Below are 13,932 nucleotides of genomic sequence, written 5' to 3'. Positions count from 1 at the left end.
CATCCCCCACTTAATTAGTAGCTTGGATGATGCTCAAGAAGATAAGAGTGATAGAGCTAACTATGCCAGTAGCAAACATGAGCGATCGCAAAAGGGGTATATTCAAAATATAAAAAATTGAGTATAGCAAACGAGCCACCACAAAGGCGATCGCAGCTATTTGCGCTGTAGAAGAATTTACACCAGTTACATAAGCCATTAATGCGGCTGCGGCAAATACCATAAAGGCTTCAAAGGTGTTCTGATGCGCCCAAGTAGCTCGTTGGGCATAAGGCGGCAATTTATCAACCATCGCACGAGGAGTAGCAAGCATTTCCTTGCCAATCCGCACACGGGCATAAGCTACTACCAAAAATGGCAGGTAAATCAGAACGACAGCAGCAGCGATCGAGTACAAAAAAATTATCATTACTTATTGTTGTTGGTTATCAGTCATAGTCATCAGTCATTAGTCATGAGTCAAATACAAATGACAAAAGACAAATGACAAATGACTAATCAAAGTAGAAAAGCGTTACCACTTTTCTTTGTTCTTCTGCATCTTGACAAGTTTGCAACAATGTGCGGCTGTCGTGAAACGCAAAACAGATCAGTTGCTGGCAACGGGAGACAATTTCCTTGTTGCACAGATAACTAGCTTCAGCAAGAGACAGATTATCATTACTGGGATTTTCCACTAAATGCATTACCTGTTCTAGTTGCTGGCGCGATTCCAAAGGCTGGCGTTCCAGGCTTTGGGGTAAAATCACCGTCAACAAATTTGCATCAGCCCGCGTTGCTCCCTTGATGGCTGCTGAATTTGTACCTGTAGCACCAGAAGTAATGATGCGATTACCCGATAAAACTAGGGCATAAGTCATCATTTCAATAAGATTCTGATGCGTAATCGGAACGTGACGAGAACCCAACAAGGCGATTTTTTTGGAACCCGTTTGCTGGATTGTGGCCAGTTCTTGCGCTAATGTATCGAGTTTAATAAGGTCTGTTGATTGGCTCAAAGATAGATATAATCCGATTAAACAACCCAGATATTTTACCAAACAGCGTGTAGATGCGAGGAAAACTTGAGTTAGAGATTGCTACAATTTTTCGACTCTTTGGTTCAATAACTCGATTGTTTGGTTACACCAAGCTAGCCAATTTGTCTCATAAGTAATGCCATTTAGGAGAGTCAAGTACTGAAATTTGGCTGCTTCTGGTAATTCTTGTAAGTTTTTAAAGTAACCTTGCTCTAATTCTTTATACGTAGACAATTTTTCTAGATGGGCTTTTTGGTGATGTTCTAGCTCTGCCAAGATAATTTGCTTAGGAACAATCTGACCAGCAAAAATTTTCACCAGTAAATCATCTTTAATCGGTGTGGGTTCACAAGGTTGAGCAATCCACTCTTGAAGTTGCTGTTGTCCCAAGTCTGTAACGCTATAGAGCCTTTTATCTGGCCGTCCTGTTTGGAGAATTGTCTCAGAACTTATCCATCCTTGATCTTCTAGCTTCGACAACTCTCGATAAATCTGCTGGTGACTTGCTGACCAGAAAAAGCCTACAGAACCATCGAATCGTTTTGCTAAATCATACCCACTACAGGGTGCATCAACCAGAGCAGATAATATTGCGTGTGCTAATGCCATAATTTTTAGTTCACTACTTGACTTATGCAATTAGTTGCATAACAATATTATTATGCAACTAATTGCATATTAACTTAAGCAACAAGGAGCCAGAGATGCCTCAAGTAATACCAGGACGATTTACTGCCGAGATTGATGAACCCTTTGTTGTGTTTCTAATTGGGATGCGAGTTAATAAATTATTCGCTTTTTCCAAATGGGTTCCTACAGCCAGGGCAATGTCGCCCATGCTACAAAACCTTAATCAGAATCCTGAAAAAGGTTTTTTAGGAGGAGAAACTTTTGTTTACTGGCGAGGGGTAGGACTGATTCAGTATTGGCGATCGTTCGAGGATTTGGAGCGTTTTGCTAGAAATCCAGCCGATGCACATTTAAAAGCTTGGCAAAGGTTTAATCAAGCCATTGGTGCTGATGGCAGTGTTGGCATTTGGCACGAAACTTATTTAATAGAACCGGGAAGATATAAGGCCATTTACGGCAATATGCCTGTTTTTGGATTAGCTGCTGCAACTAAGCACGTCCCAGCTATGGGGCGGAAGGAAACAGCACGCCGTCCCCTGGGAGGTGACGGCGAACCAGCTGTACCCTCAGCAGTCATACAGCTACCTAACTGATAACTGAGCATTGATGCTCTTAATTGTTCACGTCGATGAATCTAAGACAATGCTGCTGCGGGAGTTAAACCCAGTTTCGATAACAAGCGGTCAATGTCAAAATGCTCAGACATTAACTGGCGAATGCAGTGAACCTTAATCGGTTCGTGTAGGCGGACTTGTCCGAAAGTGCGGTTAATAATTTCGACAGTGGTGAGGGTGTCTAAGTCAACAGATAAAATGGGGATTTCTAGTTCTTCAGCGCGACTGAGAATGAACGGCGGCGGGGGTAGTTGCCCGGTGAGAATTAAACATTGGGTAGATGTTTCTAAAGCCGCTTGCTGAATTTCGACGCGATCGCCTCCGGTTACAACTGCCATATTTCGGCGTTTGCGGAAATACTTGACAGCAGAGTTGACATTCATTGCTCCAATTGCCAGACTTTCCACCAATAAATCCATGCGATCGTTGCGACAGAGAACGTCAGCCTTTAACTGTTTCACCAGTTCACCAACACTGATACTACGGAGCAAATCGCTATTCGGCAGCATTGCTAGCACGGGAATCCCTTGCTGTTCCAAAAATGGACGCAAGAGAGTGTCAACCGCTTCTAATTGGGTGACAGGGATATCATTGATCACAACTCCCATCAAGCGATCGCCCACACGTCCTTTAGCAGCCAATAGCGCCTCAACCGAAACCAACGATTTATAGCGGCTTACCAACAGCACGCCAGCATCCAATACTTCAGCCATTTGCAGCAAAGACAAGTCAAACAAATTGCCTTCAGAAAAATCACCAGGCCCCTCCAGCAATACCAAATCTCCTTGAGACATTTGTAAATATTGCTGCATTAGGGACTGCTGATAATCGGTTTTGTCTTCCCCTCGTAAGCGCTTTTGCACATTGAGTTCATCCAAAGCCAGCATTGTAGGTGCAACACGGTTTTCCGGCAAATTGAGGCTAAGAGCGATGAATTGGACATCCTCCTCAATTACGGTTCCACTAGAGGAATTTAGACACGTACCAAGCGGTTTACCGTAGGTAATATCCAGTCCTTTTTGCTGTAGCTGATGAGACAAACCCAGAACAGTTGCAGATTTACCGCTATAAGTCTCGGTTGAGCCAATCAGCAAATATTTAGGGGATTTTGGCACACATGCACTCCTAATTTCAAAATTCAGAAGAACCCAGCGAGGTGTTTCCTAATTCTAGTTCCTTCTGGCAAAAGCCTCTCGCTCTCACAAATTAAGGTTTCCCATAATTACCTTCTGAATCAGCAGGTGTACACGAACTTGCTACCATTGCGTTATCCGCTTTTTTGATCGGGATAAATTTTGTTTGATATGGAACTTACGCAAAATTACACGCGGTAGGGGCAATTCATGAATTGCTCCTACCTAAAAATAAGGGTTTTGGCTAAAGTTTTCCGTAAGTCAGACGATCAATATATTTTTTAATTACTTTTATCAGGAAATACTTCTAAGTGTAGATGACTAGGTAATAGGGAAAGAGGTAATTCTGAAGGAGTTGATTTTCTCTGACTCACTAGGAGATTATGTGATGAAAACCAGAAAACTAGGGAAACTTGGGTTAGAAGTTTCAACTATTGGACTTGGTTGCATGGGAATGTCCGAGTTTTATAGTGGTCGTGATGAAATTGAGGCGATCGCAACAATTCATCGAGCATTGGAACTTGGAGTTAATTTTCTTGATACTGCTGATATGTATGGGCCTTTTACTAATGAGCAATTAGTAGGCAAAGCCATTAGAGATCGCCGAGATCAAGTAGTATTAGCAACCAAATTTGGCAATGTCCGCACTGAAGATGGTGGTTTTAAAGGAGTTAATGGCAAACCCGAATATGTCCATCAAGCTTGTGATGCCTCACTCAAACGTTTGGGAGTGGAAGTAATTGACCTGTATTATCAACATCGGGTAGATACAACCGTACCCATTGAGGATACTGTAGGAGCAATGGCAGAGTTAGTAAAGCTGGGAAAAGTGCGTTATTTAGGACTTTCAGAGGCTGCTCCGGCGACAATTCGGCGGGCTGTGGCAGTCCACCCCATTGCGGCACTGCAAACAGAATACTCGCTTTGGAGTCGAGAGCCAGAGGATGAAATTTTACCTACTGTGCGGGAATTAGGAATTGGGTTTGTTGCCTATAGTCCATTAGGAAGAGGGTTTTTATCAGGAGCGATCGCTAGCCCTGACGATCTAGCACCTGATGACTATCGCCGAAATGCCCCTCGCTTTCAAGGGGAGAATTTTTATAAGAACCTGCAATTAGTCGAGCAAGTGAAAGCGATCGCCACCGAAAAAGGAGTAACCGCTAGTCAGCTTGCATTAGCATGGCTATTGGCTCAAGGAGAAGATATTGTCCCCATTCCTGGTACAAAACGCCGTACCTACTTAGAAGAGAATATTGCAACTAGCGAAATTACTCTGACTGAACAAGAGTTGAATCGACTGGAAGCAGTTGCACCCAAAGGTGTAGCAGCAGGTGAACGCTACCCTGACATGAGTACTGTTAACCGTTGATCTCTTAACCAAGTGTAACCAGATTTGTGTTGATTGTTCCCAGTAGTGCGATGTCTACGACGAGCTATTTGGTGTCGCAGGTGAAAAGCATTCATTCAAGATTTTTCTCAAAAGCCCAAAACCTGCATTGATTTTTCAAGTACTTCTTTGGGGCGGAATGGTTTAGTTAGATATAAATCTGCACCGACCTCAATTCCTTTTTGTTTATCAAATTCCTGTCCCTTAGCTGTCAATATCACAATGTAGATATCAGTCATTTGCAAGTCGTGTTTAACAATGTGGCAGACTTGCAAACCGTTCATTTTAGGCATCATCACATCAAGAAAAACTAGATTTGGTTTTTCAGCTTTAATAGTTTCAAGAGCTTCTTCTCCATTTCTAGCAGTTAGAAGTTCAACACCCTCGTCTTCTAATGCTTCTAAGGCTTGTTCCATCAAAATCAAGATATTGGGTTCATCGTCAACAATCAAAATTTTCTGGGTCATAGGGATTGGGGATTGGGGACTGGGGATTGGGGATTGGGAATTGGGAATTGGGAATTGGGGATTGGGAATTGGGAATTGGGAATTGGGGATTGGGAATTGGGAATTGGGGATTGGGAATTGGGAATTGGGCATTGCGAATTATTTTTCTATTAGCTAGTCCCTAGTCCCCAGTCCCTATGACCCAGTCCCCTTGTCCCCAATCCCCAGTCCCACCAATTACTGATCGGACAGCATAATAAAGAATACATTTTCCAATTCCTTTTCAAAGCGTAGGGTTTTCACCAAATCGGCTTCTTGAGAAAAGATAGAATCGATGATGATCATGTCAGGTTTGGCTGACAAAGCTTTATTGATGCATTCTTGCGGATTGGAGGCTTCAATCACGTTGTATCCTTGAGCTTGCAGTACATCCGATAGGGTTTTTAAGGCTGATGCATTTTTATCTACAACTAATACCTTTTTACTAGAAGTACCCTGATAAAGTAGTGAGCCTATTTCGTTGAGAAGTTTCTCTGTGTTAATGGGCTTAGTGAGATAGCGATCAATACCAATATGGTAGCCCCGTTCTTTGTTTTCAATAATTGACAAAATAATGATCGGGATGTCTGCGGTCTGAGGATCATTTTTGAGAACGGCTGCCACATCAAAACCATTGATTTGGGGCATCATTACGTCCAAGAGAATCAGATCGGGACGGGCTGTTTTGATTTGATGAATTGCATCTACGCCGTCTTTTCCTTCCCGAACATTGTAGCCTTCGTTTTCCAGTTGTTGACGAAGCAATTCCCGAATGTTAGCGTCATCATCTACAACCAAAATGGTTTTACGGTTTTCGTTCAGCACAGTTTTTGTGGTGATGACGTGTTCTTTAAGTTGTTTGACTAGGGTATCCAAATTCAGATTAGCAGTGGTTTTTGAATCGCTGGCGTAGGTGGGAATGATGAAGGAGAATATGCTACCGTCCCCTGGTTCACTTTCGACCCAGATTCTACCACCGTGATGATCGACGATTTGTTTACAGATGGGCAGTCCTAACCCAGTGCCTTTGGGTTTGTCGGTGAGGGTGTCGCCAACTTGCCGGAATTTCTCGAACACTTTTGGCTGATCTTCAGGTGCAATACCAATACCTGTATCGATGATGCTGATACAAACACCTTCGTCTTCTTGTTTGACGCGGCACGTGACACAGCCAGATTCGGTAAATTTAACGGCATTGGAAATCAGATTGATTAAAACTTGCAGTAAACGATTGCGATCGCCTATTATCTGAGGCAATCCAGGTTCAATCTCGCTGACTAACTGCAAGCCATTGGTTTCAAACAATCCGGCGGTAGAATTGGCTGCCCAATGGATTAATTCACTGGGATCGAGGGGCTGCATCTGCCATTCCACCTTACCTGCTTCCATCTTGGCAATATCTAGGACATCGTTAATCAAAGACGTGAGGCGTTCTGCTTCCGACACAATAATGTTGAGATTGTCACCTACCCGCTTGATGGTTTTCTGAAGCTTGCGGTCTTCAGTAGAAATTATTGGGAATACATCGGTTTCTAGCTTTTCTTTAATGATCGATGCAAAACCAAGAACAGAAGTTAGTGGTGTTCGCAGTTCGTGGGAAACCGTTGAGATGAAGTCGGTCTTCATCTTGTCAATCTCTTTTTCTGCCGTCACATCCCGAATCAGCAACGCTGAACCGAAGCAAGCAAGAGGTTCTCGATCTACCGTCTTTTTGAAAATGGCGGTCGCCACTGCCTGACCAATGCGTTCCTTTGTCAGTGCAACTTCGGCAGAAAATACCTCTCCAGGATGGGACTGAGTTCGTGTAACCAGGTCTGCTAAACCAGATATCGGGAGTTCTAAGTAGTGACCATTGACGATGGTAGCTGTCAATTCATACATACCTAAAAAGGCAGGATTGAAGTGGGTAATTTGTCCTGCGGTGTCTACCACTAACAAACCATCTGCTAAGTTATCTAAAATGGCATTTAATCCCTGGGCTTCTGCTAAGGTATTTTGCAGGGCAGCTGTCCGCTCTATAACTCTGGCTTCCAGTTTTTGATTCAGTTGCCGCAGAGCGATTTCTGCTTCTTTGCGTGCAGTGATATCGGTATTAATTTCCAGCACCGCGCAGGGCTGACCATCCATGTCTCGTTGCAGAGTCCATCGGCTCTGGACGATAATCAGTTTGCTATCATGGGTGAGATGTTGCACTTCTCCTTCCCAATTACCTTGCTCTAATAACTCTGCGATGATTTCTGCTTTTGGTTTGGGAAAGGTTTTTTTGATAAATGTGTGAATGCATTGGTCTTTCACTTCTTCACGCGTCCAACCGTAGAGTCTTTCGGCACCCTGATTCCAGTGAGAGATTTTGTCGCTCATGTCGCGGACGATGATGGCATCGCTGGAATGATTCAACATATCTAATAAACGTTGATTTTCGGCTTCTGCTAATTTGCGATCTTGAATATCAGTGCAGGTGCCAATCCATTCTCGGATGCTACCGTCTTCTTCAAAGACGGGGGCACCGCAGACACCAAAGTGGCGGTAGCTGCCATCCTTGCCACGCAGCCGGTATTCGGTTTGATAGAGGCTTTGATTCATCGCCACAGCATTACTCCAGGCAAGGGCTGTACGATCGCGATCGTCAGGATGAATGGCATCAATCCAGCCCCAGTCCTGAACTTCGGCTTCACTCTGTCCAGAGTACGCCATCCAGGTGAGCATTTCACTGCTCACAGCCAGTCCATCAGGGGTAGCCACCCAGACAAGTTGTGAGGTCGCAGTCACCAGAGAGCGAAACCGTTCTTCGCTCCGTTGCAGAGTTTGTTCTCCTAGCTTGCGATCGTGAATATCAGTGCAAGTGCCAACCCACTCTCGAATGCTGCCATCTGCTTCCAAAACAGGAACTCCATTGCCAAAAAAGTGGCGGTAGCTGCCGTCTTTGCCACGCAACCGATATTCAATTTGATAAAGACTCCGGTTAGCCACAGCAGCACTCCAAACTTCAGCACTGCGGGCACGGTCATCGGGATGTATGACATCCAACCAGCCCCAGCCTAACATTTCGGCTGCACTCTGACCTGTATATGCTTCCCAGCCGACTATTTCAGCGTTAACCATTCCTTCCGGCGATGCCGTCCAGACCATTTGGGAAGTGGCAGTTACTAATGAGAGATACCGTTGCTCGATATACTGCTTTTGGGCTTCTGCCACCTTGCGATCGTGAATATCAGTGCAGGTGCCAATCCACTCCCGAACACTGCCGTCTTCTTCTAGGACGGGGGTACCACAGATAGAAAAGTGGCGGTAGTTGCCATCTTTGCCACGAATTCGGTATTCAATTTGATACATCCTCTGGTTTGCCACGGCTGCATTCCAGGCTTCTCCAGTGTAGGCGCGATCGTCAGGATGAACAGCATCAATCCAGCCCCCATTTTCCGCTTCCGCTAGACTTTGACCTGTATAGGCTATCCAACTTGTCAGTTCAAAGCAAATTCCATCTGGTCTACATACCCAGACAATTTGTGTAGTCGCGGTTATTAAAGAGCGATATCGGGCTTCACTTTGTTTCAGGATTTGTTCAGTATGTTCACGTTCCTGTTGAGCGCGTCGAAGGTCGCTGATATCTTCCACATTAGACCAGATCATTCGTTCACCTTGTTTTTCAATTATCAGACTGGAGATTCTCACCGGGACTAGATGCCCATCTTTGTGGATTAACTCCTTCTCATAAGGGCCATAGCGACCAGTTTGTTCTAGGTTTTTTAAGATAGCTTGGTCAGCAACGGTATATTTTTCAGGAGTAATTTGCCAATAGCTGAGATTTAGGGTTTCTGGAACAGTGCGCCCCAAAATGGCAGCATAAGCCAGGTTTAAATGAATTAGTGTCCCATCTGTTCGGCATAGTGTTAACCCAACAAGACATTGTTCAAATAGCTGACCATTGTATTCATCAAATTGCTTAAACATCGTTGAGATTTTTCTAGTGGTGTACTTAGATAGGGTTAGAACAAGAGAACCAAGACAACAAAGTGGCGTAAAGCTTTAATGAAATTGGCTGGCGTTGGAATATCTGATAAATTTCATCGGCTGATGCAGCATCAACACCGGGACTGTGTTGTGAAAGTCGCTCGATCAAATGAGTATGACGGATCAGCAAATCTGTTGGTTTGAGCATTGGAGCTGCTGATGGAATGAAGCCGTCGGCATCGGGTATATGGGATAATTCTGTTGTGGAAGTTGGCGAGGCAGAGGTGTAATTTTGTTCTTCAGTAGCGTCCACTACTGCACAATTTAAAGGAATCTGAATCCAGAATTCTGTGCCTTCGTCTGGCTGAGAACGACACTTGAGCATTCCTCCATGTTTGTCTACAACAATTTGGTAGCTGATTGCCATGCCTAACCCGGTTCCCTTACCAACTTCTTTTGTGGTGAAGAAGGGATCGTAAATGCGTCGGATGACTTCCTCCTTCATCCCTGGCCCATTGTCTGCAATGCGAATCACAACCCACTGGCGATCGACAACTTGGGTACGAATAGTAATTTGAGGATTGGGGAGTGGAGAGTAGGGAGATGGGGGGACAAGAAGATGAGGTGAAGGAAGATTTTTCCATTCTCCATTGCCCATTGTCTCCTCTAAGGCATCAATGGCATTTGCTAGGATGTTCATAAACACCTGATTCAACTGTCCGGGATAGCATTCAATTAGGGGAAGTTTTGCATAATCTTTAACGATTTCAATTGCCGGACGGCGAATATCTGCTTTCAGGCGATGGTGAAGAATCATTAGGGTTCCGTCAATCCCATCATGGATGTTGACGGCTTTCATTTCCGCTTCGTCATGGCGGGAGAAGTTTTTTAGGGATTGGACAATTTCGACGATGCGACTTGTGCCCAGTTTCATCGAATCTAGCAGTTTGGGGAGATCCTCCATGATAAATTCCAGGTCTATATTGTCTAACTCTGATTCCAACTCTGGAGGAACAACAGGTAGGGATTTCTGATACTTTTGCAATAGGTGTAACAAGTCTTGGGCGTATTCAGCAACATATCTTAAATTGCCGCAAATAAAATTAACCGGGTTATTGATTTCGTGGGCAACTCCGGCAATGAGTTGTCCGAGACTAGACATTTTTTCGCTTTGGATTAACTGAGTTTGAGCTAATTGCAATTCATGAAGAGCTTTCTGAAGCTTCTGTGTTTGAGCTTTCGCCTGGAGAGCTGCTTGAGTGCTTCGCTCGTAAAGCAAAGCTTTGTCAATGGCGATCGCACTTTGAGAGGCAAAGATACTCACAAGCTTGAGGTGTTCGGCTTTGTATGATTCGCTTTTTGATGTCCCAATAGCGATCGCTCCAAGTACCCGCTCCTTGGCTCGTAACGGTACGCAAATCATGGCACTAAGGTTTGTTTCCCCCTCTAATCGAGGATCGCCTTGCACATCATTGATCAGTTCAGCCCGGTTGGATTGGATAATGTTGCCAATAATTCCCTTACCTGGTTCCGGCTGACTGTCGTCAAAAAACACTCCAAATTCGGCGATGATTTCAAATGGAGTTCCATCTGAACTCAGGAGCAAAATTATCCCGGCAGACGATTCAATTAATCGACTTAATTCCTGAAGCACAAGTTGAGCAATCTGTCGTGTATCTAAACTTGTTGTGAGTTGAGTCGAGATATCCTCAAATAAATCAATTTCCTGATATCGTTCAAGCAATTCTATGGCCAGTACTTTCTTCTCAGCTTCTTGCTTGGCAAGCAATGAAAGCAAGGTTGCAAGTAGAGTTGCCTGTTCTCCCCCAACAACCCAACCGATGATTTCTCCTGACACATCAATTGCATATCGATTTTTTGCAGTTTGCTCCCCAATACTAATTAGTTTCGTGCCATCTACCAGTTCAATATCAATCGCAATGTTCAACTGGTAGACTAAGTTGTGAAGGAGAGATGGAAACTCTTTTTTGTTGAGAATCTTTCTGAGGCTAACTGCGGGCATAAAACACCTCATAAGTAGCAGGTTGCAAATTGACTGCATTCAAGCTAACCGAGTGATTAATTTTATCTGTCACCTCTGCTGCCAAGTTTCCCAAAATGGGGATTTTCTCACTTTGTACCAGTTCCATTGGCGCAGTCTCTCGGATAGAAGAGAAACCTAGACTGTATTGCAACCTCCTGCCTTCTTCACTGTCGCTATCCGTACACCTTCCCTGCGGGACACTCCACGAACGGATAAACAAGCTATGCCGAGCATCTCCAAAAAAGAGAGGAATTGTCATAAAAATCTAGGGATATAATAATTTGCTAATTAAGACTAGCTTTCCCAAAAACATTGGCGATATAACAGCGAAGTTGAACGGTAGTAAATACCTTGAAAATCCTTACCAGAGGTATCCTTCCGTTCGTGTAACTCTCTTATTCTTTGATGAAACGCCCTAAAAATAACTATAAATAAAGCTTAAACAATTTAGTCCAAGCATAGATTTAAATCTATGACAAATTGATATCTCTTGGACTAGAATAATTTCCCCTCTAGGAAAACATAAAAAAGTACGAAAATAAGTTGCGATCGCAGCTTCTTTTCGTACTTTTTAAAAGTATTTAGATCGGTGGTGCTTCAGCTAGATCCGAGAGTAACGAAAACGAAGTCTGAGTAACCGAAGCCAGCGTAACCACATTTGTGCTGGTTGTTCAAAAAAGGTGAAAATATCACCGAAACCTAAATTAGTTTTGTGATGATGTAACCAGTGTCTCTCAGGAGTAGTAATAAATAGAATTTGACATAAAATATTTATCGGCTTTGGAGTTTGCCAACCCAGTACACTTATGTGTCTCCACCATACATGAAACTGACCAAACAGTAATCCAAAGATCACGCCAATGGGAGAAAAAGACCACAAGACTACTGCTATGAGTACATAAGGCAAAGCTCCCAAGATCCCATCTAAAAGAACCTGGGGATTAAAAGTCAAAATAGCGTAGTGGCGGAAGTCCTTCTTCCAGGAGTGGTGCGTTTTTAAATGAAGGCTACCAAAAACGTGCTCGGGTACGTGGTAAACGAATGTAGATAAAAAATCACCAAAAAATAGTAATAACCAAGCAACAGCGATAGCCTCAAGCATTTGTACTCCTCAAGAATAGTTAAGAAAACTCCACAGAAAATATGCAAATGTCATGCTGTCGGCGTAGACACCTCATTTTGGGCTATGCAAGTAGCATCTGTGCGTCTCATGGGTCTACGCTCCAGTAAATTGGGCTTGGAGCATAGGTAATTGGATCAGTTGCAGTTTCATGAATTTCCGCTCCTTAATGCAGTAAACAGCAACTTGTAAGAACCTCCAATTTAACTTCTAGCTCTGAGTTAATGGTAGAAATACACCTAAAACCCGATGGGAATACAGTATTTTACCATAGTTACTACACAATCTTCTTACTAAGGCATACAGCGTAGGCAAAGATTGAGTTAAAGTTAGTACAAATTTAGGTTAAGGCTTTCTTCCATCTTGTTAATTTTAAATTGATTCCAATTAACAAGACTGAGTGTAAGTTTCGCCGCAAGTTTTCTAGACTTATTAAGGTCGCTGAAGTTTGTTAAGCGCGATGCTTAATTTATTCGCAAATTCATGCGGTTTATAGAGTTTATAGATAAAACAAAACCCTGTCGAGGGTTGTCTATTATTTTATTGAAATAGAATTCAGGAGTCAGAATTGAGTTAGGTATTCTGACCGAAAAAGCAGAGTTCGGTGTGAGAGCTACTTCGATACTTCGGCACGTGACACAGTAGCTTGTCGTTGGCGCAACCTAGTACCGCAGGGCGGAATTAAAAATTAAAAATTAAAAATTAAAAATTAAAAACGAATACAGTATGAGGGTTTCATTGATTTGGAATGGGTGCTTTATTTCCGCCGCACTGTAGCTGTTGATTTTGATGGAATTTGTTTTTTTGGTTAATGCTATTTTTGTGTAATTGCGAGCAAAGCGTTGCAATACCAGGCGATTGCAACCGCAATGACATATATTTTGCATGACTTTTTAACTCCTAAAAAGGCACAGAGTCAACAGCCTAGGCGCAACCTCTTATAGAGAAGGGTCAAAGTATTAATTCTGACTTCTGAATAATTCTGAATTCTTCTGCAAATGCTTAGGACAAGCTCTTCTGGACTGGGACTCAGTTAGACTTGGCATGAAAAGTCTGGTCAAGGCAAGGCTTGAATGAGTTCCCGAATTACATCTATTATTGGTCTGCCTGTCTGTTCACAATACTTTTCAAGGTTTTGGGCTTCATCTGATGTCAAGTTTAAGGTAATTCGCTTTAACGCCCTTTTTTTAGTGGAGGTTGCCAAACGGGGAAATTTAAGTGCAGCAGTTTTATTCATTGATTGATAGTCTAGATATATACAAACTTTCTTTATCAAGATTGCCAATTTGGAACTGTCTTTACCAGTGAACATCAGGATTTTGAGATTGAACTTAAGCTTTATACCCAAATATATTACTGAGAAGCCAAAGTAGTAAATAATTGGCAAACACTTAATTTATCTGCCATTAGCTTCCTCGCAATAAAAAAACTATAGTTATGTTTATTTACACCCACCTACTTATTTATGTCAGCAATGCTCCACAAACTAGATTGTCGTTGAGCAAGCGATATTGAATTACCAAGACAGGTATAGCAGTCCTAAATGAGT

12 protein-coding genes are annotated in these 13,932 nt (G+C 43.0%); 2 read left to right on the top strand and 10 right to left on the bottom strand.

Annotated elements, in window-relative coordinates; translation table 11 throughout:
- Window positions 1-10: 10 nt before the first annotated feature.
- From GTQ43_RS16245 to GTQ43_RS16235, 3 genes are all read right to left on the bottom strand, one after another.
- Window positions 11-409 (bottom strand): MAPEG family protein, encoded by a 399-nt coding sequence (locus GTQ43_RS16245; protein WP_265273610.1) that lies wholly within the window; start codon window positions 407-409, stop codon window positions 11-13.
- Window positions 410-494: 85 nt separating this feature from the next.
- Window positions 495-998 carry a DNA recombination-mediator protein A gene (locus tag GTQ43_RS16240; RefSeq protein ID WP_174712867.1) on the bottom strand — a complete coding sequence of 168 codons (504 nt, stop codon included), beginning with the start codon at window positions 996-998 and terminating at the stop codon, window positions 495-497.
- An 81-nt stretch (window positions 999-1,079) separates the two neighbouring features.
- Window positions 1,080-1,628 (bottom strand): PadR family transcriptional regulator, encoded by a 549-nt coding sequence (locus GTQ43_RS16235; protein ID WP_265273609.1) that lies wholly within the window; start codon window positions 1,626-1,628, stop codon window positions 1,080-1,082.
- A gap of 95 nt (window positions 1,629-1,723) precedes the next feature.
- Here GTQ43_RS16235 and GTQ43_RS16230 point away from each other — a divergent pair, with 95 nt between their 5' ends.
- Window positions 1,724-2,242, top strand: coding sequence for a DUF4188 domain-containing protein (locus tag GTQ43_RS16230; protein WP_265273608.1), 519 nt, complete (start codon window positions 1,724-1,726; stop codon window positions 2,240-2,242).
- Window positions 2,243-2,283: 41 nt separating this feature from the next.
- On the opposite strand, the gene GTQ43_RS16225 is transcribed toward GTQ43_RS16230, so the two are convergent.
- Window positions 2,284-3,378, bottom strand: a complete 1,095-nt coding sequence (locus GTQ43_RS16225) for a phosphotransacetylase family protein (protein ID WP_265273607.1) — start codon at window positions 3,376-3,378, stop codon at window positions 2,284-2,286.
- 406 nt (window positions 3,379-3,784) lie between these two features.
- Here GTQ43_RS16225 and GTQ43_RS16220 point away from each other — a divergent pair, with 406 nt between their 5' ends.
- Window positions 3,785-4,765 carry an aldo/keto reductase gene (locus GTQ43_RS16220; RefSeq protein ID WP_265273606.1) on the top strand — a complete coding sequence of 327 codons (981 nt, stop codon included), beginning with the start codon at window positions 3,785-3,787 and terminating at the stop codon, window positions 4,763-4,765.
- Window positions 4,766-4,872: 107 nt separating this feature from the next.
- Here GTQ43_RS16220 and GTQ43_RS16215 read toward each other — a convergent pair whose 3' ends face one another.
- From GTQ43_RS16215 to GTQ43_RS16190, 6 genes are all read right to left on the bottom strand, one after another.
- On the bottom strand, window positions 4,873-5,250 hold the full coding sequence (locus GTQ43_RS16215) for a response regulator transcription factor (protein WP_094344281.1): 378 nt from the start codon (window positions 5,248-5,250) through the stop codon (window positions 4,873-4,875).
- A gap of 216 nt (window positions 5,251-5,466) precedes the next feature.
- The gene (locus GTQ43_RS16210) at window positions 5,467-9,219 is read right to left on the bottom strand and encodes a PAS domain S-box protein (RefSeq protein ID WP_265273605.1); all 3,753 of its coding nucleotides are present in this window, start codon (window positions 9,217-9,219) and stop codon (window positions 5,467-5,469) included.
- Window positions 9,220-9,244: 25 nt separating this feature from the next.
- Window positions 9,245-11,242 carry an ATP-binding protein gene (locus tag GTQ43_RS16205; RefSeq protein WP_265273604.1) on the bottom strand — a complete coding sequence of 666 codons (1,998 nt, stop codon included), beginning with the start codon at window positions 11,240-11,242 and terminating at the stop codon, window positions 9,245-9,247.
- On the bottom strand, window positions 11,229-11,522 hold the full coding sequence (locus GTQ43_RS16200) for a hypothetical protein (protein ID WP_265273603.1): 294 nt from the start codon (window positions 11,520-11,522) through the stop codon (window positions 11,229-11,231). The genes GTQ43_RS16205 and GTQ43_RS16200 overlap by 14 nt, the downstream gene beginning before the upstream one ends.
- A gap of 342 nt (window positions 11,523-11,864) precedes the next feature.
- The gene (locus GTQ43_RS16195; RefSeq protein ID WP_265273602.1) at window positions 11,865-12,365 is read right to left on the bottom strand and encodes a fatty acid hydroxylase; all 501 of its coding nucleotides are present in this window, start codon (window positions 12,363-12,365) and stop codon (window positions 11,865-11,867) included.
- Between the two features lie 1,075 nt (window positions 12,366-13,440).
- Window positions 13,441-13,620, bottom strand: a complete 180-nt coding sequence (locus tag GTQ43_RS16190; protein ID WP_265273601.1) for a CopG family transcriptional regulator — start codon at window positions 13,618-13,620, stop codon at window positions 13,441-13,443.
- Between the last annotated feature and the right edge of the window lie 312 nt (window positions 13,621-13,932).

Source organism: Nostoc sp. KVJ3, from assembly GCF_026127265.1.
Taxonomy (GTDB): Bacteria; Cyanobacteriota; Cyanobacteriia; order Cyanobacteriales; family Nostocaceae; genus Nostoc.
This window is presented reverse-complemented; position numbering and strand designations above follow the sequence as displayed.